The sequence below is a fragment of the Tautonia marina genome (assembly GCF_009177065.1).
Lineage (GTDB): Bacteria > Planctomycetota > Planctomycetia > Isosphaerales > Isosphaeraceae > Tautonia > Tautonia marina.
In genome coordinates this window covers 65028-89891 of sequence record NZ_WEZF01000009.1, presented here as the reverse complement: position 1 = coordinate 89891, position 24864 = coordinate 65028, and the positions used below count along the sequence as shown (strand labels likewise).

General features: G+C 63.0%; 18 protein-coding genes. 11 read left to right on the top strand and 7 right to left on the bottom strand.

What is annotated here, in order from left to right:
- The first annotated feature begins 235 nt into the window (after positions 1–235).
- Together GA615_RS12455 and GA615_RS12450 are read left to right on the top strand one after the other, a co-directional pair.
- On the top strand, positions 236–1063 hold the full coding sequence (locus GA615_RS12455) for a CPBP family intramembrane glutamic endopeptidase (RefSeq protein WP_152051635.1): 828 nt from the start codon (positions 236–238) through the stop codon (positions 1061–1063).
- A gap of 72 nt (positions 1064–1135) precedes the next feature.
- Positions 1136–2038: a metallophosphoesterase family protein gene (locus GA615_RS12450; protein ID WP_152051634.1), complete on the top strand. Its 903-nt coding sequence runs from the start codon at positions 1136–1138 to the stop codon at positions 2036–2038.
- A gap of 20 nt (positions 2039–2058) precedes the next feature.
- On the opposite strand, the gene zwf is transcribed toward GA615_RS12450, so the two are convergent.
- The 3 genes from zwf to tsaB form a co-directional block, all read right to left on the bottom strand.
- Positions 2059–3618 (bottom strand): glucose-6-phosphate dehydrogenase, encoded by a 1560-nt coding sequence (gene zwf / locus GA615_RS12445; RefSeq protein WP_152051633.1) that lies wholly within the window; start codon positions 3616–3618, stop codon positions 2059–2061.
- 109 nt (positions 3619–3727) lie between these two features.
- Positions 3728–4567 carry a class I SAM-dependent methyltransferase gene (locus tag GA615_RS12440; RefSeq protein WP_152051632.1) on the bottom strand — a complete coding sequence of 280 codons (840 nt, stop codon included), beginning with the start codon at positions 4565–4567 and terminating at the stop codon, positions 3728–3730.
- Positions 4568–4600: 33 nt separating this feature from the next.
- Positions 4601–5287: a tRNA (adenosine(37)-N6)-threonylcarbamoyltransferase complex dimerization subunit type 1 TsaB gene (gene tsaB / locus GA615_RS12435; protein WP_161602306.1), complete on the bottom strand. Its 687-nt coding sequence runs from the start codon at positions 5285–5287 to the stop codon at positions 4601–4603.
- Positions 5288–5497: 210 nt separating this feature from the next.
- Here tsaB and GA615_RS12430 point away from each other — a divergent pair, with 210 nt between their 5' ends.
- The 8 genes from GA615_RS12430 (at position 5498) to GA615_RS12395 (ending at position 16691) form a co-directional block, all read left to right on the top strand.
- On the top strand, positions 5498–6310 hold the full coding sequence (locus GA615_RS12430; RefSeq protein ID WP_152051630.1) for a metallophosphoesterase family protein: 813 nt from the start codon (positions 5498–5500) through the stop codon (positions 6308–6310).
- A gap of 389 nt (positions 6311–6699) precedes the next feature.
- Positions 6700–9048: a YidC/Oxa1 family insertase periplasmic-domain containing protein gene (locus tag GA615_RS12425; protein WP_152051629.1), complete on the top strand. Its 2349-nt coding sequence runs from the start codon at positions 6700–6702 to the stop codon at positions 9046–9048.
- Positions 9049–9149: 101 nt separating this feature from the next.
- The gene (locus tag GA615_RS12420) at positions 9150–10487 is read left to right on the top strand and encodes a tRNA modification GTPase (RefSeq protein WP_152051628.1); all 1338 of its coding nucleotides are present in this window, start codon (positions 9150–9152) and stop codon (positions 10485–10487) included.
- Between the two features lie 7 nt (positions 10488–10494).
- Positions 10495–11424, top strand: coding sequence for a ribokinase (locus tag GA615_RS12415; RefSeq protein WP_152051627.1), 930 nt, complete (start codon positions 10495–10497; stop codon positions 11422–11424).
- 34 nt (positions 11425–11458) lie between these two features.
- Entirely contained in the window at positions 11459–12310 is an 852-nt protein-coding gene (locus GA615_RS12410) for a hypothetical protein (RefSeq protein ID WP_152051626.1), read from the top strand.
- A gap of 48 nt (positions 12311–12358) precedes the next feature.
- A complete protein-coding gene (locus GA615_RS12405; protein ID WP_152051625.1) occupies positions 12359–13252 on the top strand; it encodes a hypothetical protein in 894 nt (297 codons plus the stop codon).
- Positions 13253–13314: 62 nt separating this feature from the next.
- Positions 13315–15009, top strand: a complete 1695-nt coding sequence (gene ggt, locus GA615_RS12400) for a gamma-glutamyltransferase (protein ID WP_152051624.1) — start codon at positions 13315–13317, stop codon at positions 15007–15009.
- A 32-nt stretch (positions 15010–15041) separates the two neighbouring features.
- Entirely contained in the window at positions 15042–16691 is a 1650-nt protein-coding gene (locus GA615_RS12395; protein ID WP_152051623.1) for a bifunctional aminoglycoside phosphotransferase/ATP-binding protein, read from the top strand.
- Here GA615_RS12395 and GA615_RS12390 read toward each other — a convergent pair.
- From GA615_RS12390 to GA615_RS12375, 4 genes are all read right to left on the bottom strand, one after another.
- Positions 16683–18263, bottom strand: coding sequence for a serine/threonine-protein kinase (locus GA615_RS12390; protein ID WP_161602305.1), 1581 nt, complete (start codon positions 18261–18263; stop codon positions 16683–16685). The two genes, GA615_RS12395 and GA615_RS12390, sit on opposite strands and share 9 nt — an antisense overlap.
- Before the next feature lie 120 nt (positions 18264–18383).
- A complete protein-coding gene (locus GA615_RS12385) occupies positions 18384–19109 on the bottom strand; it encodes a class I SAM-dependent methyltransferase (RefSeq protein ID WP_152051621.1) in 726 nt (241 codons plus the stop codon).
- Positions 19106–20107, bottom strand: coding sequence for a glycosyltransferase (locus GA615_RS12380; protein WP_152051620.1), 1002 nt, complete (start codon positions 20105–20107; stop codon positions 19106–19108). Before GA615_RS12380 ends, GA615_RS12385 begins: the two co-directional genes overlap by 4 nt.
- Before the next feature lie 249 nt (positions 20108–20356).
- Complete coding sequence (locus GA615_RS12375; protein WP_152051619.1) at positions 20357–21880, bottom strand: carboxypeptidase M32; 1524 nt, start codon at positions 21878–21880, stop codon at positions 20357–20359.
- A gap of 349 nt (positions 21881–22229) precedes the next feature.
- Between GA615_RS12375 and GA615_RS12370 the strand changes: the two genes are divergently transcribed.
- Complete coding sequence (locus GA615_RS12370; RefSeq protein ID WP_235905373.1) at positions 22230–24812, top strand: prolyl oligopeptidase family serine peptidase; 2583 nt, start codon at positions 22230–22232, stop codon at positions 24810–24812.
- Positions 24813–24864 lie beyond the last annotated feature (52 nt).

The window sequence follows — 24864 nt, the reverse complement described above, 5'->3', positions numbered from 1 at the left end:
AAAGACTTCACTGTCTCGGGCGGAATGGGGGATTGCCGACCGCCTCAGGCGGGAAAGGCGAGCAAGGCTCGACTCTTGAGGTCAATCCTAGCGGGCGAAGGAACGTGTCTCAAGGCCCGTTCGAATTTCGAAGCGTTCGGTTCGTTCAACATTTTCGGCACGTTCAGACCAATTGGCAATGGTGGCGGGGGATCCGGCTCAGTCGGACTCGTGATTTCGACGATGAGCAACTTCTATGAGAGCCTACCACGAACCTGGCCCTGGCTCGGTTGCGAAGGCCCCTCCGTCGCGGGTGTTTGCTCGGCCTGAGGGGGGGGGAGAGGGGCGTCGTGTGGGGCGATCGGGAGGGTACTGGTCGCAATGCCGAGGGGCGTCGGCGGCGATCATGATGGTCTTGCCGTTGCTGGCGATCTATGAGGGAGGGATCGCGGCGCTCGGCGGGGACGAAGCGTTGCGGGCCGGGGTGGATGCCTGGATCGGCCGCTTGACGCCCGATCGGTTCCGGGTGCCTGACTGGGCACCTTCGGTTGTTCTGGCCCTGGGTCTGATCGCCTGGCGGATTGCCGAGCCGGGACGGTTCCGCATGAGGTGGCTGGTGGTGGCGATTGTCGAATGTGCGGTGCTGGGGGCCGGGTTGCTTGCCCTGTTCCGATGGTTCGATCACTGGTTCGAAGCCGCCGGCGGAAGCTTGCCCCTGGAAGTTGCCTCGCCGGTTGAATTGGACCTGAACGCGGGCGAATTGATCGGCCTGGTGGGTGCCGGAATTTTCGAAGAGGCCGTGTTCCGGCTGGGTCTGCTCGGGCTTTGCTATGCGGTCTTGAGGGTCTTGCTCATCCCCAATGTACTGGCGACGGCAATGGCGGTGAGTGGCTCGGCGCTGCTGTTCTCGATGGCGCATCATGTCGGCGAGGTGCCGGGGGCGTTTTCCTGGTCAACGTTCGTTTTTCGATGGCTGGCAGGGGTTTACTTCGCCTGGGTGATGATCTTGAGGGGGTTCGGGATCGCCGTTGGCACGCATCTCGCGTACGATCTGCTGGTGGTGGCAGACCCGTGGGCGGGCTGACGGTGAAGGGACGGCGGGGTGTGGGTCGTGCCGACCGGATTCACTGGGATGGTCGCGTTTTGAGGAAGAGCGTTGAAGATTGTCCACCTGTCTGACATTCACATCTGGCGCTACTCGATTAATCCGGTGAAGCTCTGGGGCAAACGGGCCGTGGGCATGGCGGAATTGTTCACGGGTCGGGCGAAGAAGTTTCGGCTGGAGCGGATGGAGGACGTGGTTGAGCGTGTCAAGTCGATCAACGCCGATCACTTGCTGATTACGGGTGATCTGACGACCACGGCCATGCGTCGCGAATTTGAGCAGGCAAGAGAGGCGTTAGGGCCGCTGCTCGGTGACCCGGATCGGGTGTCGATCTTGCCGGGCAATCACGACCGGTACACGTCGCGATCGGTTCGGACGCGGGCGTTTGAGCGAGTTTTCGGGGCGTTCTCGCCGGGGGATAGCTTCCCCTGGTTGCGCCATCTCGATGAACGCACGGCGATTCTGGCGTTGGATGCAACGCGGGCGCACCTTTCGGCCACCGGACGGTTGCCGGACGATCAGTTTCACCAGGCGAGGGAACTGCTCCTGACGACCGATCCGAGGCCGAAGCGGCTGATTGTGGCGTGCCATTATCCGGTGGCCGCGCCGGAGGCGTATCAGTCGGAACTGCGAAAGAAGCGGATGGTCAACGCGGCGGACGTGGCGCGTTGGCTGCGGAGGGTCGGGCCTCACCTGTATTGCAGCGGACATGTGCATGCGGCCTGGGCGCACCGGCCGCACGAAGTGCCGGAGCAACTTAGCCTGAACGCGGGAGCCCCCCTGCTCCGTGACCCGACCGGACGACGGCCGCCGGGGTTTCTGGAGATCGACCTGACGGAGCAATCGGTGACGGTCAAGCATCACGCCTGGACCGGGATGGACTGGTCGATCATGCCGATGGTAACGGACCTCCGCCTGTTCGGCAGTGAGGCCGGCTCGCTCGTCCGGGACTGAATCGAGGGATGCAGGGCCGATCAGAGGCGTCGCCAGCGGATGCCATGATCGGCGGCGAGGGTGTCGGCGGCCTCGGGCCCCCAGGAACCAGCTTCGTAGGAGTGAGGAGGAGGGGCGTCGGGGCGGTTCCAGGCGTCGAGAATTGGGGTGATGAATTGCCAGGCGGCCTCGACCTCGTCGGTTCGGGTAAAGAGGGTCGGGTCGCCAAGCATCACGTCGAGCAAGAGGCGCTGATAGGCTTCGGGAGCGGGGCGGGCGAAGGCGGTCCCGTAGCGGAAATCCATGCGAACCGAGCGGAGCCGGCGGCGAGAGCCGGGGATCTTGGCCTGGAAGCCAAGGCTGGTTCCTTCTTTCGGCTGGATGTTGAGGATGAGCTGGTTGACGGCCGAACTGCCTTCCGTGTCGGCTTCGAAAAAGGTGGTGGGAGGGTTGCGGAACTCGATGGCGATCTCGGTCGCTCGCTTCGGGAGGCGCTTGCCGGTCCGGAGCACGAACGGGACACCGGCCCATCGCCAGGTGTTGAGCATGACGCGGAGGGCGACAAAGGTTTCGGTCGTCGAGTCGGGGGCGACCCCCTTCTCCTGAAGAAAGCCGACAACGTCTTCCCCCTGGAGCGATCCGGCGGAATACTGGGCGCGGACGACGTGCTGATCGACCTGTTCGGGGGTCCAGCGGGGGAGGGTCTGGAGGATCTTGACCTTCTCGGTTCGGACCGAGTCGGCCGAGAGATCGACGGGAGGCTCCATCGCCACAAGGCAGAGGAGCTGCATCATGTGGTTCTGGACCATGTCTCGGATCGCGCCCGCGCCGTCGTAGAAGGCGCCTCGGCCGCCGGCCATGCCTTCGCGCTCGGCAACGGTGATCTGGACCGAGGCGATGTGGCGGCGGTTCCAGATCGGCTCGAAGATGGCGTTGCCGAAGCGAAGGGCGAGGATGTTCTGGACGGTTTCCTTGCCGAGATAGTGGTCGATCCGGTAGATCTGCCGCTCGTCGAGGACGGATTGCAGCTCGCGGTTGAGCTGTCGGGCGCTTTGCAGGTCGTGGCCGAACGGTTTTTCGACGACGACGCGGCTCCAGGGAGCCTCCTGATAGCCGGGGTAGATCAGGCCGGCATCGCCGAGCTGAGTGACGATCGGCGCGAAGAACTCGGGGGCGACGGCCAGATAGAACAGGCGATTGCCGCGGGTTTCGTGAGAACGATCGACCTCCTCAAGCCGTTCGCGGAGCTTGACGAAAGAGGCGGGATCGTCGAGGTTCCCTTCGACGAAGACGAGGTGAGGCGCGAAGCGTTGCCAGGCCGTGTCGAAGTCTCGGCCGTCGTTTTCCTTGGCGAGGGTTTCCCGGAGATTCTCGCGGAACTGGTCGTCACTCCAGGGCCTTCGGCCGAACCCGACCACGGCGAAGCCCGCAGGCAGTTCGCCGGAGAGGGCCAGCTCGAACAGGGCGGGCGCGAGCTTGCGGTGGGTCAGGTCGCCCGTCGAGCCGAACAGGACGATGGCGCAGGGGTCGACGGCCGAGGCTTGCGGCAGGTGCTCGCGCAGAGGGTTCGCGTTGCCGTCGATTGGGCTCGATGCCGCCATCCGTACCGCCTCCGGGCCTCGTTGGGAGTCTCGCGTGTGGAGCGTGGTTCGAAGTGTACGTCAGAACGCCCGAGGGCTTCAAGCGGATGCATCGTCGTGCGCAATCAGGTCACGCTACCGGGCGACGACCGGCGAGGTTGATGCCGTTGCCCTGCCCCTTGTGGTAGTGGGTCTGGCGGGCAGAGAGGTCTTCGATCTCCACAAGACCAGCCTCGTGGAACCAGGAGGACACCTCCTCGAAGGTGTGCCGCGAAGCGTACTTCGGCGCGTACCAGTCGAGCGTGTCGCAGACGCGGACCTCGGGATCGGGGTGCATCGAGACGCCGATCGTCAGCACGTTGAGCGCGACACCGCACCGAGCGACCAGGCGGTTCGGGCTGTTCATCAGGCGACGCTTCAGGCTGCCGATCGGCGCGGACCATCGGCTGAGGGTTTCGAGGACAGGGACGGGAAGGCGGGTTGAGATGGCGCGGTGGGCCTCGATGATCGCCTCGAGCGCGGGACGCTCCTTCTGGTAAACCCAGATGGCGATGCGGCCTCCCGGTTTGAGTCGTCGGGCGAGCGAGAGGAAGGCGCGGCGGGGGTCGGGTGTGTGGTCGAGGACGCCGAGGGAGTAGATGTGATCGAACGACCCTTCGAGCAGGGGGAGGCGGAAGAGATCGGCTCGGAGCAGGCCGACGATCGGCAGGTCGGCGTTCAGGTCTCGGGCGGCCTGGACGGCTTCGCTCAGGTCGATGCCGACGACGCGGGCCCCGGCCTCGGCGGCGACCCGGACGTAGCGGCCCATGCCGCACCCTCCGTCGAGGACGAGGGAGCCGGAGAGGTCGGCGTCGGTCAAGCCGGTTCGGTTGCGGAAGGTCGCGCGGTCTTCCTCGGGGCGGAGGATCCGGTAGCGATTCCACTGGAGCGAGTAGGTCGAGATGGTCCGCGACTGGGTGAGATCGGGCATAGGGCGGCGGTTCCGGGGCCGGCGCGGCCGGGATCAAGGGTGCAGGGCGTCGCGTTTTTCCTCGGCGGCGCTGCGGCGGAGGTATCGCGGTTCGAGGGTCCAGAGGTCGGCCTGATCTCCGTTCGCAATCGCCCGGGTGGCGAGGTCGAGCAGGACGCCACCAAGGGGGCGAGCCCGTTCGGGGGGGGCGATCGTGGCGTGGTCGGGAATCTCCGCGGCGATCCGGTCGGGCGTCGGGCAGAGGACGAAGGCCCCGGTCGGGAGGTCGGAGGTCCAGGCGTCGGCCGGGATGATCTGATCCGGAGACGCTCGGAGCAAGGGGCCACCGGGCGTCTCGCGTCGAAACGAGGCCGAAAAGAGATCACCGCGCTGGGCATCAAGCGCCGAGACGACCCAAAGGGCGTCGCTCGGGGCGTTGTGGGCGAGGATTTCGAGGGTCGAGAGGGGGACGATGGGGCAACCGATGGCGAAGGCGAGCGTCTTGGCCGCAGTGACCCCTACGCGGAGGCCGGTAAACGATCCTGGACCGATGGCCACGGCCACGGCGTCAAGGTCGCGTGGTTGAAGACCGGCGCGGTCAAGCAGGTCTCGGATCGCCGGGACGAGCAGGCGGCCATGCTTGGGGCCAGGCTCGGGATGAACGATCAGCGATTGACCATCGTCGAGCCCGAGGGCGACAGCGGAGTGGAGGGTCGAGGTGTCGAGGATCAGCAGGTTCACCGGGCGAGTTCCTTGAAGCGCAGAACGAGCCGCCGAGGGGGGACCGACGCATCCTGGCGTGCTGTCCCGGCTTGGGCTTGACCCTCCCGCGTCCCTGGTTCTACGATACCCTATTCTGACCATCAGCAAAATTCAAACGGAACCGGTTTCTGTCTGTGCGACGTTAGCCTCCCGTCGCGTGTCGTACCGGTTCGGTCCGGAGAGCCTCCCGTGCGTCGAGCCCTGATCAGTGATATTCACGGGAATCTCGAAGCGTTGGAGGCCGTACTCGACGACATCCAGCAGCAGCGGATCGACGAGATTTTCTGCCTGGGTGACATCATCGGGTATGGCCCGAACCCGCGGGAGTGTATCGACCTTGTGATGCAGAATTGCGAGGTCTCACTCCTCGGCAATCACGACGAAGGGGCCTTGTTCGATCCGAATGGATTCAATATCGGAGCGGAACGGGCTATCTTCTGGACGCGTGATCAACTGGAGACGGGTGGCGACTCGGCACAGCGGGAACGGCGCTGGGATTTCCTTTCGGAACTGCACCGGACCTACCGGACGGGACCGTACCTGTTTGTTCACGGTTCGCCCCGGAACCCCCTGAGCGAGTACATCTTTCCGGAAGACATCTACAACCAGCGAAAGATGGAGCGTCTGTTCCAACTGGTGGAGCAGTACTGCTTCCAGGGGCACACGCATGTGCCGGGGGTCTTCACCGAGGGATACCAGTTTTACGCTCCCGAGGAAATTGACCACGAGTACACGTTGGGCGAAGGCAAGGTGATGGTCAACGTCGGCTCGGTCGGACAGCCGAGAGATGGTGACAATCGAGCCTGCTACCTGATCGTGGAAGACAGTGCGAACGTCGGAGCCGATCGCGAAGCGGAGGGAGAGTCGACCTCGGCACCGTTGGGTCAGACCCGGCTGTTCTACCGCCGTATTCCCTATGACTTCGAGACGACGATTGAGAAGATCTACGCCATCTCTGAGCTGGAGCCGTTTCTGGGCGATCGGCTTCGCCAGGGGCGTTGATGCCGTGATCGTCGCTGGGTTTTCGCTGCAATCGCCTTCGGAGGCGGTCGAGAAGCCATTGCCGTGACCAATCATGAATCGGAAGCGAGCGGCAGGAGTTGCCTCGGCACCGGTGATTACGAGCCCCCCCGCCCTGCCCGAGAGTGCGTTTCGCCTTGAGATTCGCGCTCGATCTGGATCGAAGTTCGGACTAAGACGTTGCGATCGCGAGCGTTCGAGCCCTTGACGTTCTTTCCGTTCGGGGACGAAGCTCGCACGGGGGCGAAGTGAGGGACGCGCCGATCCCGATCGAATCGTCCGCGAGCTTGGTTGGAACGACGTTTCCTCCTCCCGTTTTCCTTGCCTGGCCCTTCATCCGTTGATTCCCTGATCCCAAGGTTCCCGAGCCGATGAGCACCGAGCCGAATCCCAGCCAGGATCCGAAGCGACTGTTTTTGTTCATGATCTTGTCGCTGATCCTGATCACCGGGACGAACTATACGCTCAGCCGCCTCGGCCTGATTCCTGAGCCTGAGCCCAAGCCCGAGGCGCCGCAGGTTGCCCAGGCTGATCCGGCCGATGCGAGTGATGAGCCTGACGCCGCCGAAGGCGCCGACGGCGCGGCACCGGTCGAGGATCGTCCGGAGGTGGGGGACGATCAAGACGCTCCCGCTCCGGAATCGGTGGTGGAAGCGGATGAGGCCGAGCCCGAGCAAGATCGACCGGCCGCGACGGTGGATCCAGAGTTGCTCGTGCTTGGATCGGTCGAGGAATCGGCGACGGACGGCTACCATCTTCAGGTCGTTGCCGACCAGCGAGGGGCGAGCGTTCGTCGCGTGTTGTCGGCATTGCACAATGCCGAGTACGAGGAGGGTGAGCCCCGAGAACGGCCCATGACCCTGGTCCGTTCGGTCATCCCTGAGCATCGCCCGCTGGCGTTGCAGATGCTGAACGTCACGGAGGACGGGGTCCTTCGGCCGATTTCCGACCTGGATTGGCGATCGTGGCAGGTGCTCGTGGACGGTGTTCCGTTTGATGAACTGGACGAGGCGACCCAGGCTGAGGCCAATCCGGTTGCGATCATCCGGGACGAACAGGGGAACGAGATCGGTCAGGAGTTGAGTTTCCGTACGGTGCTGCGAGAACCGGCGGAACTTCCCCCGGTCGTTATCACCAAGACCTACCGATTGCGGAAGGGGACGGATGCCGTTGCGCTGGACCTGGCCTTCGATCTGCTGGAGGGTGTAGACGAGCCCCGGGAACTGCTCTATCGCCTGGATGGGCCGTCGGGCATCCCGATCGAGGGGGAGTGGTATACGCATACCTTCCGGAATGCCTACTTCGGCAAGGGGACGGAAGGGGATACGGTCGAGGTCTGGACGTATTCGTCCTACGATGTGGCCAAGAATCCTGATTACTACATTAATAACGTCTATCCGACCGTTTTTGCAGGGATCGAGAATCAGTACTTTGCCACCTTCCTGAAGCCTGAAAAACCGGCCGAACAGGTGGCCGAAGCGGTCATGACGGTGGTCGATGCCGATCCGAACGAGCTGAAAAAGGCCGACGTGGCGGTTGACCTCATCTCCAAGCCGGTCGAGGTGGAGCCGGGATCGACGATCACGCACTCGTACGAGGTCTTCGCAGGTCCGAAGACCGAAACGGCCCTGCTGCCGTTCGGCGCAGGGGAACTGGGGATCTATCGGCAGGTGGGCCGAATTCCCGTCATCGGCTGGCTGCTGGACTTCATCTGGGCGATTGTCGATCCGATCGTTGCGCTTCTGTCGGTCTATATCATCATTCCCTTGCTGGCGGGGATTTACTCGCTGACGGAATCGATTGCCGGCTGGTTCGGCGGGACGCGGGGAAGCTACGGCATTGCCATCATCTTGCTGACGGTCGTCGTCCGACTGGCCCTGTTCCCCCTGAGCCGGAAGCAGGCGGCCTCGGCCAAGAAGATGCAGGACCTTCAGCCGCACATGGTGGCCCTGCGAGACAAGTACAAGGACGACCGAGAGAAGATCGCCCAGGAAACCTTTGCCCTGTACCGCAAGCACGGCATCAACCCGCTGGGCGGCTGCTTGCCGGTGTTCATCCAGATTCCGATCTTCATGACCCTCTGGCGGGTCTTGAACGTCAGCGTGTCGCTGAGGCAGGCTCAGTTCCTCTGGATCGACAATCTGGCCGCGCCGGACATGCTGTACAAGCTGCCGTTCACGCTGCCGTTGCTGGGGCCGTACTTCAACCTCCTGCCGCTGGGGGTGATTGGCCTGTTCTTACTGCAGATGAAGCTGTTCACACCGCCGGCAACCACGCCGGAACAGGAAGCTCAGCAGCGGATCATGAAGTTCATGATGGTCTTCATGATGCTCATGTTCTATCGCGTCCCGGCCGGGCTGGCCCTCTACTTCATCACCAGCAGCGTCTGGTCGATCAGCGAACGATTGCTCCTACCCAAGGTGACCAAGACCCCTGCGATCGACGCCGATGGCGACGAAGGCCCCGACCGAGATGGCAAGGGCCGAGGTCCCGGAGGCAACGGGAAGGGGCCTGATCCCAACGGCGGCTCTGGTGGGTGGCTCTCCCGGAAGCTCAACGACCTGGTCCAGGAGGCCTCGAAGGAAACGACTTACCGCCGGGAGGAGCTGGAACGGAAGCGTCGTGAGCTGGAACGCTCCGGAGCGGCTCCCGCTCCTGGGGCCGATCCGGGCCGATCGCGGCCGAACAAGAAGAAGACCAAGCCAGGTAAGCGACGCTGATCGCCGATTCGGGAGGCGGGGCCGAAGCATTGCGGTTCACTTCCCCTTGGCTTGTGATTGCGTCAGGACTTCCCGACTGGCCTCGGTGAGCCGAACCCCCGATGGCCTCGTTTGACACGTTTGACACCATCGCCGCGATTGCCAGCCCCCCCGGACCCGCCCTCCGGGGGCTGGTCAGACTTTCGGGACCGGAATCTCTGACGATCGCCCGGTCGGTCGTCAGGCTCGATGAGGGCCAGGAACCGGATCCCACTCGCCCCTCGTGGCGATCGGGGACGATTGATCTGGAGGGGCTGCCGCTCGACGCCTCGGTCACGTTCTGGCCCGGCTCAAGGACCTACACCGGGCAGCCGATGGCCGAGATTCATACGACGGGATCGCCCCCCCTGCTCCGTCGGGTTCTCGGGTTTTGTCTGGATCGGGGGGCAAGGCTGGCCGAGCCGGGTGAGTTCACCTTGAGAGCGTTTCTCTCGGGGCGGATTGATCTGACGCAGGCCGAGGCGGTGCTGGCGGTCATCGACTCGCAGTCCCCGGCGCAGGTCGAGGCGGCCTTGCAGCAGCTTGCGGGCGGCCTGGCCGGGCCGATCGAGGCGGTTCGGGATCGCCTGCTCGACACGCTCGCGCATCTCGAAGCGGGGCTCGATTTCGTCGACGAGGCCGACGTGGACCCGATCGGTCGCCAACGGCTGGCAGGCGACCTGGCCCGTGATGCGAGGGAACTGGCCGCCCTGGCCGATCGGCTCCGGGGGCGCGATCGGCCCTCGGGGCTGCCGCGCGTGGTGCTGGTCGGGCCGCCGAACGCGGGTAAGAGTCGTCTCTTTAACGCCCTGACAGGCGGGGATCACGCCCTCGTGTCTCCAATCGCCGGAACAACACGCGATTATCTCTCGGCGACCATTCGATGTCAGGAGTTGCTGGTCGATTTGATCGACACGGCAGGAATCGACGAGACGGGTGACCCGATCGAGGCCGAGGCCCAGGCGCTTCGGGCCGCTCAGGCGGCGGGGGCCGACCTCTTGCTCGACTGCCGATCGGGTGATGCCCCGCATGTGGCCGATCTGCCCGACGATCGTCCTCGGCTGGTTGTCTGGACCAAGGCGGATCGCGCCGAGGGAGAACCTCCTGACGGGACGATCGCCACCAGCGCCGCCTCCGGCCAAGGGCTTGATGCACTGAGGCTCGCGATTGCTCGGACGATCCGGGAGCGGGCGACCGAGCACGACCCGACCGGATTGACCTCGGCCCGATGCCGCGATGGCCTGGTCCGGGCGTCGAAGGCGCTGGCGAACGCTTCGGAGGCGATTCGCCTCGAAGCGGGAGACGAACTGGTGGCGGTCGATCTGCGCGACGCGGTCGAGGAACTCGGGCGGGTCATTGGCGCCGAGATCGACGACGCTATCCTGGATCGTATCTTCCGACGTTTTTGCATCGGCAAGTGAGCCACCCATGCCCCGCGTCGTTGTGCTCGGATCGAGTGGTTATGATTTGACGATCCGCCTGCCAAGACTTCCCCGACCGGGGGAAACCTTGCTGGGTGGGGAATTGCTCCGAGGGCCGGGGGGAAAGGGAGCGAACGCGGCCGTCGCGGCGCGTCGAGCCGGTGCCGAGGTAACGTTTCTCACCGCCCTGGGTGACGACGACTTCGGCCGATGGCTGGTCGAGCACGATCGGAACGAAGGGCTTGACCTAAGCTTTGCAAAGACGGTGTCGGACGAGGCGAATCAGGTCGCCCTGATCTTCGTTGGTGAGGACGGCGCGAACCTGATCGGGGTTGCTCCTGGAGCGAGTGCGCATCTGACGCCGAGCGACATCGACGCCCTGCCCGATGCCGCGTTTCCGAGGAAAGGTGTATTGCTCGCCTGCCTGGAGGTCCCGGTGCCGACGGTCGCGCGGGGCCTGGCCCGCGCGAAGGCGAACGGCATGACGACGATCCTCAACCCTGCACCGGCGGATCGAGCGATTCTGGAAACGGAGATGCTTTCGCATGTTGATTTCCTGACGCCGAATCAAGAGGAAGCGGCCGAGCTGACCACGATGCCGACGGAAACTATCGAGCAGGCGATCGAGGCGGCCAAGGCACTTCGAGATCGGGGCGGGTGCGGGGTGATCGTCACGCTCGGGGATCGGGGATGCCTGGTGCTCGGTCGTGATTGGGGACAGAACCTCGTGCCGGCTCCCAAGGTCAAGGCGGTTGATACGGTCGGCGCGGGCGATGCCTTTAACGGGGCATTGGCAGTGGCACTGGCCGAGGGACGGGGGCCGGTCGATGCCGCGGTCTTTGCCTGTGCGGCCGGGTCGCTTGCGGTCACGAGGCCCGGCGCTCAGGGTGGCCTGGCTCACCGAGAGGAGATCGAACGGTTCCTTTCCGACCCATGACATTTTTGCGCAATCAATTGATGGGAGGTGTCCGATGATCACCACGTTGGCTCGAGTCTTGGTTGGTTTCTGCGTGATGGTGCCGATCGCCCACGGTCAGGACGATCCGTCCCAAACTGGCGAGGAGCAGGAGAAGACAGAAGCGAATCAAGGGTACTCGCGGGAACTTGCCGAAGACCTGGCCATGCTGGAGGCGATGCTTCGCGTCCGGGAGACCCGCATCAGCGAGGCGGATCGCCAGCTCGAATTCGAGCGAGACATTCTTCAGGCGCTCCGCGATCGGCGCGAGGCGGGCGGAATTCCCGCTCGGATGGTTGAGGAGGCCGAAGCCCGGTTGACTGGTGCCGAGGCATTGCTCGAAGCGCGACAGGCCGACCGCGATGAACTGGCAATCCGACTGGAGCAGGTTCGCCGCGTAGCTGCCTCGCCCAGTCCGGAGCCGGACCTGGACGAACAGCGCGCCCGCCTCGACGACGAAGTGCGCATCCGGGAAGCCCAACTCCGCGCCCGGCAGGCCCGCGTGAAGGCCGCTCAGGCCCAGCTGACGGCCGAGGAGCAGAAGCGCGAACACTTCCGCGAATCGGTCCGGCGTGGGACCGAAGGGCCGGGCCGAATCCGACAGGCCACGCATCGCGTTTCTGAGGCAACCGCTTGGCGAGATACCATGGTCGCTGAGCAGGAGGTTGCCCGCCTGGTTCTTGATCGGGCGAAGCGGCGGCTTGAGCAGTTTGACAACCCGGAGGCGAGCGATCCCCTCGCCGGTCAGCGGGGAACGGAAGACCTGGCGGCTCGCGTCAACGTCTTGGAATCGCTTGTCGAGACCCTTCGAGACGAACTCTATCAGGTTCACTGGGAATTGCAGGGAATTCGCAATCGGATGCCCTGATCCGCAAGCACTTGCTCGCTTGAATCTTCGATCATAGGGAGACGCTCGATGACGTTACTCTGGTCGGTTGTTCTGGGTGTGTTGATGGTGGTCGAAGGTTCGGTGGGCGTGCAGGCACCATCGGGTCGTCCGGACGCGGACGCGACGGACGACCCCAATGTCACGGTCCAGGACGAGTTGCCTGCGGATCTCTCGGACACGACCCGCGAGCGATTGGAATTGCTGGAAAATCGGCTTCGCGTCCGGGATGTCCGCGTGCGTGAAGCGGAGCGGTTTCTGGAACTGGAGCGAATGATTCTGGAGGAAAACCGCAGGCAGCAGCGGATCGGAGGGGTTGCGCCCCGACAGGTTCAGATCCTTGAGGTCCGGGTGGCCGATGCCGAGTCGCAACTCGAAGCTCGCCAGGCCGAGCGGGAGCAGGTTGCTCAGATGCTCGACGCCATGCGACGGCGCATTCTCGGCCGGAGTCCTGAGCCGGATGTCGAGGAACTGCGCGCGGGCATCGAAGGGGATCTGCTCGCCTCTCAAATTCGACTGCAAGCGCAGGAGGCGAGGCTCAGGGCTGCTGAACTGCAAGTCGAGGCGGAACTTGCCAGCCAGGAAAATTTTCTCCGGGCGGTGCGGGATGGTTTGAGTTCGCCGATGGCGTTGCAACAGGCGTTCTATCGGGTGGCTGATACGCGGATCTGGCGTGATCTGATGGAGGCCGAACGGGATGCCGCCCGCCTGGCGGTCGAGCGCGATCAGCGGCGTCTCAGCGACTTCGACCAGGGAAATCGAGACGTGGAAACCGCCGTGCAGGAACTGGCCAATCGCCTCCGTTGGCTCGAAAACGAGGTCCAAATTCTTCGCGACGAAAACTATTTCCTTGAGGAAAGTCGGCGGCGGAGTCGGTACGGCCGTCACGATCGATTTGGTCGAACGGGGGCGACGGAGCCTTGATATAGCTGGGTTTCGGGGCGACGATCGAGGGTCTACCCGTCGTCCTCGGAGCAAAAAGAATCATGAGTCGTTCGACCTTGTCGGCCCTGTTGCTCGTTGCCACCATGACCAGCCTCGCCAGTGCCCACGACCGCCCGACCGGGCCGATCCACAAGACTCGGTCGGCCGTGCTTGCCCGGCAGGGGATGGCCGCGACGAGCCAACCCCTGGCAGTTCAGGCGGCCATCCGGGTCTTGCAGGATGGCGGAAACGCGATTGACGCGGCGATCGCCGCGAACGCGGTGATCGGGGTGGTGGAGCCGATGTCTTGCGGAATCGGCGGCGACCTGTTCGCAATCGTCTGGGATGCGAAGTCGGGCAAGCTGCAAGGTCTCAACGCATCGGGGCGGGCTCCGAAACGAGCGACGATGGATTATTACCGTGAGCAAGGGCATGAGTATGTCCCGATTTATGGGCCGTTGAGCTGGTCGGTTCCTGGCTGCGTGGACGGCTGGGCCACGTTGCACGAGCGGTTCGGATCGATGCCGATGGCGGATTTGCTTGCTCCGGCGATCCAATACGCCGAGGAGGGATTCCCGGTCAGCGAGGTGATCGCGGCGAACTGGAAGGATGACGAGGAGCGACTTGCGGCGGTTCCGTCCTCGGCTGAGTGTCTGCTGCCGGGAGGCAAGGCGCCCGGGTTCGGCGACGTCTTCCGAAATCCTGACCTGGCACGAACCCTGCGGTTCATCGCGGAGGAAGGTCCGGCGGCCTTTTATCGTGGTGCGCCGGCGAGGGCGATGGTGGCGTACTCGAACGAGGTCGGCGGGCTGTTTGCTCGGGAAGACTTTGAATCGCATGAAAGTACGTGGGTCGATCCCGTTTCAACGAACTACCGAGGGTACGACGTCTGGGAACTGCCACCGAACGGCCAGGGGATCGCTGCGCTGCAAATGCTGAACATCCTCGAAGGCTTCGATCTGGCAAGTCTTGGTCATAACTCGGCCGAGGCGTTGCATCTGATGATCGAGGCCAAGAAACTGGCGTTCGAGGATCGGGCGACGTACTACGCCGATCCGGCGTTTGCCGAAGTGCCGGTTGATCGCCTGATTTCGAAGGAGTATGCCGAAACGCGAGCGGCCCTGGTCGATCCGGACCGAGCGCTGACGGAGGTTGAGCCGGGACCGATGCAGCAGGGAGATACGATTTATCTGACGGTCGTGGACAAGGACTTCAACTGCGTGAGCCTGATCCAAAGTAATTTCCACAGTTTTGGATCGCAGCATGTGCCCCGAGGCCTGGGGTTCGCGTTGCAGAATCGCGGTTCGTGGTTCGCACTGGATCCGTCACACGCGAATCGTCTGGAACCGGGCAAGCGACCGTTTCATACGATCATTCCGGCGTTTGTGACGAAGGATGGTCGTCCCTGGCTGAGCTTCGGCGTGATGGGCGGTGATATGCAGCCGCAAGGTCATGTGCAGGTGCTTTGCAACATGATCGATTTCGGGATGGATGTTCAGGAGGCTGGAGAGGCGGCGCGGTTCCGTCATTTCGGATCGTCGGAGCCGACGGGGCAGCCGGGAGACGGCGGGGGAGCCGTCTCGCTCGAATCGGGGATTGGGCCGGACGTTCGCAACGCGCTGAAGGCGAAGGGGCACCGGATTGACGATCGGCCAGGGAGTTACGGAGGTTACCAGGCGATTCGGATTGATCTGGAGCGTGGGGTGCTGATGGGGGGCTCCGATCCTCGGAAAGACGGCGCGGCGATCGGCTACTGAGCCCAGGATCGGGCATCGGTCGAGGGATTGACATGGAGATTGAGGTCTTGATCGACGCACTTGCGCGACCCGATGCCTATGAGCATCGGGTCGATGCGGTTGAGGTCCATCAAACGCACATCTCGGTCGTCTTTCTGGCGGGTCCGTATGCCTACAAGGTGAAGAAGTCGGTGAATTTTGGATTCGTGGATTTTTCGACCCTTGAACGGCGTCGTCATTTTTGTGAGGAGGAGATTCGACTGAACCGTCGATTGGCCCCAAACGTCTACCTCGGCGTGGTGCCGGTGACGCGATCGGGCGATCGTCTCCGGATGGAGGGGCTAGGTGATGTGGTTGAGTGGGCCGTGAAGATGGAGCGGCTCGACGAGACGATGACGCTGAAGCATCAGGTTAAGGAATGCGGGTTGGGCGGTCAGGAACTGGAGCACGCGATCGGGACGATTGTCGCTCGACTGGTCGCGTTTTATGGACTGGCTGATCGGAACGCGGCGATCGCCGATGCGGCTGGGTTCGAGGCGGTGGCCCGCAACGCGGAGGACAATTTTGTCAGCTCCGAGCCGTTGGTGGGACGATCGGTCAGTCGATCGGTCATTGATCGGCTCCGAGCCTTGACGCACTGGGAACTCGAGCGGCTTCGGCCCCTGGTGATGGCGAGAGCGGATCGGGGCGTCCCGTGCGATGGGCATGGAGACTTGCGTCTCGATCACATTTATCTCAGACCCGATCGTTGTCCGCCGGACGATCTGGTGATCGTCGATTGCATCGAGTTCAGCGATTGGTTGCGGTCGGTCGATCCTGTCGCAGATCTGGCATTCCTGGCGATGGATTTGCTTGCTGCGCGAGGGGATCGATCCGGTGTGAGGGCGGTGATCCAGGCCTATGAAGCCCTTTCCGGAGATGAGGAAGGCCGGCCCCTCTGGCCCTTCTTCATCGCTTACCGGGCGGTGGTTCGAGCGAAGGTCGATGGATTGGCTGCCTTACAGCCCGAGCGGAGCGACGAGGACCGGGCCGAGGCGATCCAGAAAGCGCGAGGGCACTGGTTGCGGGCACTTGGAGAGCTGGAGGACGCGAGCCGACGGCCCTGTCTTGTGCTGGTGGCTGGGGCTCCGGGTGCCGGAAAATCGACCCTGGCACGGGGGCTGGCCGATCGATCCGGGTTCGAGGTGATCCGATCGGACGTGGTGCGGAAGGAGCTGGCGGGCCTGAGTCCCACGCATTCCGCCGCCGCCGATTTTGGTGAGGGGATTTATACATCGGAATGGACCGAGCGGACGTATGCCGAGTGTCTGCGACGGGCCGAGGCGATGCTGTTTGAAGGGCGTCGGGTCGTGGTGGACGCCAGCTTTGCGCGAGAGGAGCAGCGCTTGCGGTTCCTCAAGGCCGCCCGATCCCTGGGAGTTCCGGCGGTCTTCTTGAACATGGTCGCGCCGTTGGAGGTTCTCCGGGATCGGCTGGCCAGGCGGACGGGAGATGCCTCGGACGCGGGTCCGGAGATGGCGGAACAGGCATTCCGGGCCTGGGAACAACCGGAGGATCAGGAGGTCATCGCTCGGCAATTGGCGATCATGGTGCGAGACGACCCGAACGGCACGCTGGGTGAGGCGCTTGTTCGGCTTGACACCGAGCATGGCCTGCATACCGTGACCGAGGAGGAGCGAGTGTGGAACGAGCAGCTACGGTAAGGGACGGTGGGTGTAATAGCTGCTCAAGGCTCGGACCCGGCGGACCTGATACGAAACGACGAACCCCGATGCCGCCAGGGCCGAGGCAAAGACGAAGTGCCGGTAAGGAGCGTCGTAGCCGAGCTCGGGAAGACCCTGAGTGATGGCCAGGGCCGCATAGCCGGTCACGGAGAGGAAGGTTGTGAGCCAGACTGTTCGTTCGTGAAACCAGAGTCCCGAGGCTGAAACCAACAGGAAGTAGCCGGAGACGAGCGCGGTGTTGAGGCCCTGGATCTCGAACACGAGCAGGCTGAACAGCAGGACATCGAGGGCCGACCACGCATAGCGCGCCAGGTTCGCCCAGCGGTGCCGATGCAATAGACGCTGGCAGAGGAATGAGGCAAGCGCCCAGATGACGACCACGGCGATCGACCGAGACGACGCCGATCGGGTCCAGGTAATCAAGGTGTGATTGAGGTAGACGATCAGGCCACAGGCGGCCATCGTGCCGAGACGAGAGGCAAGCGCCGGCTCGCGTCGAGCCCAGCGGCGAAGGCGGTGCCAGGGGCCTCCTCGGGTCGCCTCGACGGGTTCTCCCCGGAGGAAGTGGTCAAGGTCTTCGGCAAGGTCGCCGGCCGAGGCGTAGCGGTCGGACGGGTCTTTCTCCAGGCACTTGAGGCAGATTTTTTCGAGCGGACGGGGAATGGCCGGATTGAGTTCGCGAGGATGGGGAGGTTCTCCCTCGATGACCTGGACGAGCGTTTCGAGCGCGGCCTGGCCGTTGTGCGGAGGGCGACCCGTTAGACACTCATAGAGAATGGCACCGAGGCTATAGATGTCGCTGCTCGGGCCGACATCGCGCCCTTTGCCGGCCGCTTGCTCGGGAGCCATGTAGCCAGGGGTGCCCACGATGGCATTCGAGGCGGTCATGACATCTTCGGTTTCGAGGAGCTTGGCCAGCCCGAAGTCGGAGACATTGGGGTTGCCCGCCTCATCGATCAGGATGTTCGACGGTTTGAGATCGCGATGGATCATCCCCTGGCGGTGGAGGTAATGGACGGCGCGGGCAACGATCATGACCAGGCGAGAGGTTTCCTCGATTCCCGGACGGTTTTCGCGGATCACCTGGGCGAGGCTCTTGCCGGCGACATACTCCATGGTGAAGAAATGCTGACCACGGTATTCGCCGACCTCATAGATGCCGACGATGCTCGGGTCTCGGAGACGGGCCGCCGATCGGGCCTCGGCATAGAAGCGCGCGATTTGATCGTTTGAGGCAAGGTGGCTCGACAGGATCATCTTCAAGGCGACGATCCGGTCGAGATCCGTTTGCCGAGCCTTGTACACCACCCCCATTCCACCCCGACCAAGCTCGCAGATGAGATGATATTTGCCGAAGTTGCGGGCCACGGCGATGAGTGAGCGGGGAGGTTCGTCTCGGAGGGTAAAGCCGTCGTCCTGGGCAAGGATGGCATCAGGAGAAATGGTGGCGGTGTCGCGGAGATCGGGAGTCTCCTCGAATTCCGGCGCGGAGTCACCGACCGGCGCAGCATGGACCGAACCCAGAGATGAGGGAGTCGGATCGTGATTCATTCCGAAAGACTGCGCACGCGGGACGATGTCAACGATCACGGAGAAGGGCAACGTTTGCCGATTATCCCCCATTGAGGCGTCAAGAACCAGGGGCGATCGGGTCTTCGGGGCGATCCGGAATCATACGGACCGGGGGGCTGACATCGGTCGTTTCCAGATGCCAAGCACCGATTTGCCAAGTTGATAATTCAAGCAGGGGTCGAGAACACGCGAAGCCCGGACCAGATAGCGATCCCAGAAGACGATCTGTCGGGGGCTGGGCATGGCGCTCTTCAGGACCAGACGATTGCCGAGCGACGCAAGGAGCCCGGCCGTGTCGAGATACCGCAATCGGACTCGATCCAGGCCCGGGGGAGAGAGGGCCGCGAGCGATCGCTTGCTGTAGCGTCGGAAGTGACCGATGGACTGGTCAAACGGGGTGTAGAGCCACTGATGAGCGGGAGAGAGGACCGCAAGATGGCCCCCAGGCTTGAGAAGCGTCGCGGCGCGGGCAAGTTCCTCGGCGTCGTGTTCGATGTGTTCGACCACGTCGATGTAGAGAATCGTGTCGAAGGAGTCGTCGGAGAGATCCGCCGTCGTTCCGACCGAAACCTGGCAGCAGGGCGGCAAGGAACCGTCGGCAATGGACGCGGCGAGTCGGGAGGCCAGGGTGTCGTCGGGTTCGAGGCAGACCCAACGTTGATGGTTGCCCTTGCAGAGAAATCGGGTCGTTCCGCCAAATCCGGCCCCGACTTCCAGCACCTCGGCACCGAGGAAGGGGGCAAGCTGACGCTGAAGGTTCGACTTCCAGACCCTGGCATCGGCGAAAAGGTCAAGCTCCGAACCCTCGTAGGTGTACTGGCTCATGATTCACCCGGATAGAGATTACGCAGCGGACCTGCGAAATAGCCATAATCGCGGATGGGCAAGAACGTGAGCCCTTGCCGGCCGCTGAGGGTCACGAAGCAAAACAGGAGCGCGAGCATGACCGCCTGCGCAAGCAAAACAAGCGAGATGCCGACCGCCGTGGTCGCCCAGCCGGGGATTGCCAGCGGGGTCACCAGCCGAACGATGACGGCGGCGACGGTGCTGAGCAGGACCAGGAGGATCAGAACGAAGGCGACCATCAACATTCGCACGCCGATCAATTCGCTATGGACCGAGATCGCGCTGAGTCCGTGGACGACAAGTCGGACGAAGTTCATGGTCGGCTTACCGTGCAAACGTCGGGCTCGGACCGTTGACACGCTGCAATGCGGTTGCCTGGAATTGAAGGCGGCGGCGGCGTAGTGATTCCAAAGTTCGGAGACGACAACCAGTCGTTCCAGGACCGATCGGGGGATGACGCTGAAGTTGCCGACCCGCACGTCAAATCCGGTCAAGACCCGATGGGCCATTCGATAGAGCTGATAAAAGAAGCGGAATTTGAGGGACTCTGAGCGCCGGGTGCGATCGGCAAAAACGATTTTCCGGCATCCCTCGGCGCGGTAACGATCGAGCATCCGGGGAATGTCGCGGGGGTCGTCTTCGCCGTCGCCATCCATGACGACCAGCGTTTGACAGCCTGGCAGCCGATCGGCCACGACGGCGAGTCCGATCGCAATGGCGCGTTGATGCCCGAGGTTTCGCTTGAGTGGCAAGATATCGACACGTCCGAGTGCGTTGTACGACCGATCGGCCGACTGAGGCTCGGTGGATGAGCCGTCGTCGATTACGAGGACGTCGGCCGACATCCGGTGCGTTTGCAAGACGCGGTCGAGCTCTGGGAGGAGCAAGTCCAGGGCGACCCAGTCGTTGAAGACCGGGATCATGATGACGAGCGAGTTACCCGTCGGACGGTCGCCGAGGTCGTCGAAAGCACTCATCGGGGGAATCGGCCTCCCGGGGCCGACGGTCCTCCGGGGATGTCGGGGGCCGGCCGATGAAGGTCGGAGTACGTCACACCTGGACCGATCGGGGAATGGAGGCGTGGTCCCTGACGCCTCCCGGCCGGTTCCCTCCGGGCCGCCCCCTGCTCATCGGTATGGAGATCGTCGTACCACAAGGTCCAGGACCTCGCAAGCGAGATTCGAGACGAGGTTCCGAAGATGGCGGCCTTGGGAAACGGGTCTGGGTCACTGCGTCGAGAGGCCATAGGCCATTCCGTAGCGGGATCGGAGCGATTGGATCAAAGGTTTCGACTCGGGAGCGGAGCCGGTTGCATGGGTGATCAGGTCGGCGGGACGATAGCGACGGGCGTGATGATGAATCTGGCCGCGGAGCCAGTCGAGCAAGGGCTGGGAATCGCCCCGGGCCAGGGTCGCGTCGAGATCGCCAAGCTCGCGGGAGGCTGCATCAAAAAGCTGGGCGGCATAGACGTTGCCGAGGGTGTAGGTTGGGAAATAGCCGATCAGACCCGCCGACCAGTGGACATCTTGGAGGCAGCCGTCCGCGACATCGGGAGCGACGACGCCAAGATCGCGGCGGTAAGCCTCGTCCCAGGCTCCCGGCAGGTCGGCCGGGGGCAAATCGCCCGAAAGCAAGGCCCGTTCCAGATCAAAGCGAATGAGGATGTGAAGATTGTACGTGACTTCATCGGCCTGAGTTCGGATCAGGGATGGTTCAACCCTGTTGACGGCGCGGTGGAACGTGTCGAGGTTCGCAGAGCCGAGTGAGCCTCGAAAGAGGCGTTTGATGATCGGGAACCAGAAGGTCCAAAAGGCCCGACCGCGGCCAACGAGGTTTTCCCAGAGGCGCGATTGCGATTCATGAATGCCGAGCGAGACGGACTCGCCCATCGGCGTGCCAAAGCGGTCAGCGGGCAGTCCCTGTTCATAGAGACCGTGGCCGACCTCGTGGAGAACGCCGAAGAAGGACTCTTCAAAATCGTCGCTCCGGTAGCGGGTGGTGATCCGGCAATCACCCGGCGCGATGCCTGAACAGAACGGGTGAGCGGAGGTGTCGAGGCGTCCACGCTCGAAATCGAAACCGATTGACGCGGCAACCAGTTCTCCGAGCATCCGCTGCGTTTCAATCGGGAAGGTTCCGCGAAGAACCGACGGATCGGGACGGTTCGATGAACCGGCAATGGCCTCGACCAGCGGCACCAGCTCGGCTCGCAAGGTGGCAAACAGCGCAGAAAGTGTCGCGGCCGAGGCCCCGGGTTCGTACTCATCGAGGAGTGCGTCATACAGGTCCCCTGAAGCGTGACCGACACACTCGGCCTCGCGCCGCTTCAAGGTGACGATTCGATCGAGCCAGGGGAGGAAGCGTTGATAATCGTGAGCCCGACGGCAGGCGACCCATTCGTGCTGCGCGGTCGAGGTGACCCGTGCAAGTTCCTCAACAAGTTCCCGGGGTAATTTGGTCTTGCGGTTGAACGATCGCCGAATCTCACGGACGTTGACGGCCTCGGGACTCTCAGGATCGGCGATGAGGTCGGAACCTTCCACCGTTGCGAGCAAGTCGCCCAGGGTTGGGTCGGTGGCGCGTTCGTGTTCCAGGCCGGCGAGCAAGCCAAGCTGGTTGCCGCGGAAGGCGGAACCTCCAGACGGCATAAAGGTCTGCTCATCCCAGGAGAGCAAGGCCGCGCACGAGGCGAGGGTGGACCACTCGCGGCACCGTTGAACCAACTCGTCGTATGCGGCCTTCGCGTCCACGTCTGGCACTCCCTGGAAACCAGGACCTGATGAACTCGCCACCAACAGAACGAAGATGAGGATTCTGAGCGATCATGAGGTCTGCGATCAAGGCGTCCTGGTACACGATTGCCGGGTGAGTCTTGGAGAGGATGGTGATGGGGCGGGTCCGCTGGGTTGAGCGAACGTTTCTTGTGATGGACGCAACAGGAGAGACGCGGGGCGGCGATCGTCGTAGGGACCGACTCGAGGAATGCGGAAACGCCGATGAACGCTCGATGTTTGTCGGGTTGGAGCGCACAATGACGTGATGGGTGTGGGCGTTTGTTCCGTCAACGCCTCCCGGCAATTCTCCGGAGTCCGCAAGCTGATGAACAGGTCGAAGTCGGTCCTCATGCTCGTGGGATTGGTGCTCGCAATCGGGTGGTCCACGCAACCGGTGATGGCTCAGGGGACCCTGGCCGATTATCGCCGGGCCGACAAGTTACGGAGTAGAACGCGAGGCACAGTCTACAAGACCAGCGTTCGACCCCACTGGTCGGCGGATCAGACGCGGTTCTGGTATCGAAACGATCTTCCCGGCGATGCCCGGGAATTCGTCGTGGTTGAGCCTGAGCAGGCGGTACGGCGACCGGCCTTCGACCACCAGCAACTGGCCGAAGCTTTGGCGGAAACCCTGGGAGAAGCGGTCGAAGCGGATCGGTTACCGATCGATCGGCTCGAATGGGCGGACGATGATCGATCGTTCGTGCTCCAGGTCGATGACGTGTGGTGGAAGCTTGATGCCGAGACTGCGGAACTGAGCACCGCCGAACCGAAGGATCGGCCGACGTCTCGCCAGCGGAACGCAGTCCCCCAGGCCAGTCGACGAACCGGAAAGGAAACCGAGATCCTTGTGGTGAACCGCACTTCGGGACCAATTTCGTTGATCTGGCTCGATCCGTCGGGACACCCTCGGAGCTATGGCACGATTCCGAAGGGAGAGGAGCGGCGGCAGCATACCTTCGGTGGGCATGTCTGGTCGGTTGAGGATGGCGAGGGGCGTGAAATTGACCGCTTCGAGGCGGAAGATCAGCCGGCTCGCTTCGAGATCGAGGAGGATCAGGAGGTGCCTCCTCCGCCTCCCCGAGAACGATCGAACCGGAGGCGGACGGAGCGGGGGGAGATGGGGCAGTCACCGAATGGTCGCTGGGTGGCATCGATTCAGGATCATAATGTCATTGTGCGCGATCGCGAGTCCGGCGAGGAGTTCCGACTTTCCGAGGAAGGCAGCGAGGCCGACAGCTACGAGGCTCGGGTCTTCTGGTCTCCTGACTCGACGAAACTCGTCGCCATGCGGAGAGCGAAGGGAGACAGTCGGAAGGTCTATCTGATTGAGTCGTCTCCACAGGATCAGCTTCAGCCAAAGCTCGACTCGTATGATTATCTCAAGCCAGGGGATCAGGTCGACGTTTCCAGGCCCCATCTGTTCGATATAGACGCACGCGAGGAAATCTCGATTCGGGACGAGTTGTATGCCAACCCCTGGCGTATCAGTGACGTGCGGTGGTCGTCGGATTCATCACGATTTACGTTTTTGTTCAACGAGCGGGGTCATCAGTGCCTGAGAATCATCGCTGTGGATGCAAAGACGGGCGAAGCCCGCGTCCTTGTCGAGGAGGCAAGCGAGACGTTTATTGATTACAGCCAAAAGTTCTTCTGTCGATACCTGGACGACTCGAACGAGATTCTCTGGGCTTCGGAGCGGGATGGGTGGAATCATCTCTTTCTTTTTGATGCCGGTACAGGGGAGCTGAAGCAGCAGGTCACGCAAGGAGAATGGGTGGTTCGAGGGGTGGATCGAGTGGATGAGGAGGCCCGGCAGATCTGGTTTCGAGCCGGAGGAATCGTGCCGAACCAGGACCCGTATTTCATTCACCATGCACGAGTCAACTTTGACGGTACTGGTTTGGTCCTCTTGACGGAAGGGGATGGGACGCATTCGATCGAGTATTCGCCGGACGGACGATTTCTGATCGATACCTATTCTCGCGTGGATCTGCCACCAGTGATTGCATTGCGATCGGCTGAGGATGGCCGTTTGGTCTGTGAGCTGGAACGAGCGGATGCGTCGGAGTTAATGGCGAGCGGATGGCAGGTTCCTGAGCGAGTTGTGGCCAAGGGACGCGACGGCGAAACCGAGATTTATGGGGTTATCTTTCGGCCGACGACCTTTGATCCGTCGCGGAACTATCCGGTGATCGAACAGATTTACGCCGGCCCACAGGGGGCGTTTGTGCCCAAGGAATTCTCGGCGTTGCATGGTCCGCAACGGCTCGCGGAGCTGGGGTTTCTTCTGGTTCAGATCGACGGAATGGGCACGAACTGGCGGTCCAAGGCGTTCCACGACGTTTGCTGGCGAAATCTGGCCGATGCGGGGTTGCCGGATCGAATTGCCTGGATGAAGGCAGCAGCGGTCGATCGGCCATACATGGATTTGTCTCGGGTCGGGATCTATGGCGGATCGGCGGGAGGTCAGAATGCGCTGGGGGCCCTCCTCTTCCACCCCGAGTTTTACAAGGTGGCCGTGGCCGATTGTGGGTGTCACGATAATCGGATGGACAAAATCTGGTGGAACGAGCAATGGATGGGATGGCCGGTGGGACCGCACTATGAAGAATCGTCGAATGTCGTGAACGCTCACAGGCTCCGGGGCAAACTGCTCCTCACGGTCGGTGAACTGGATCGAAATGTCGATCCGGCCTCGACGATGCAGGTGGTTGATGCGTTGATTCGGTCGGGCAAGGATTTTGATCTTCTGGTCATTCCGGGCGCTGGGCACGGAGCCGGAGGCAGTCGATATGGCGATCGTCGCCGTCGGGATTTCTTCGTGCGGCACCTGCTTGGGGTTGAGCCGCCGGATTGGAATGGGTTGCCGCCGGAGGAGGCTGATCTGGCCGAAGGAGAGGATTGATCGGTGAACGATCCGAGGGGTTGCTTCAAGGATTGAACCAGTTGGAAGGCCC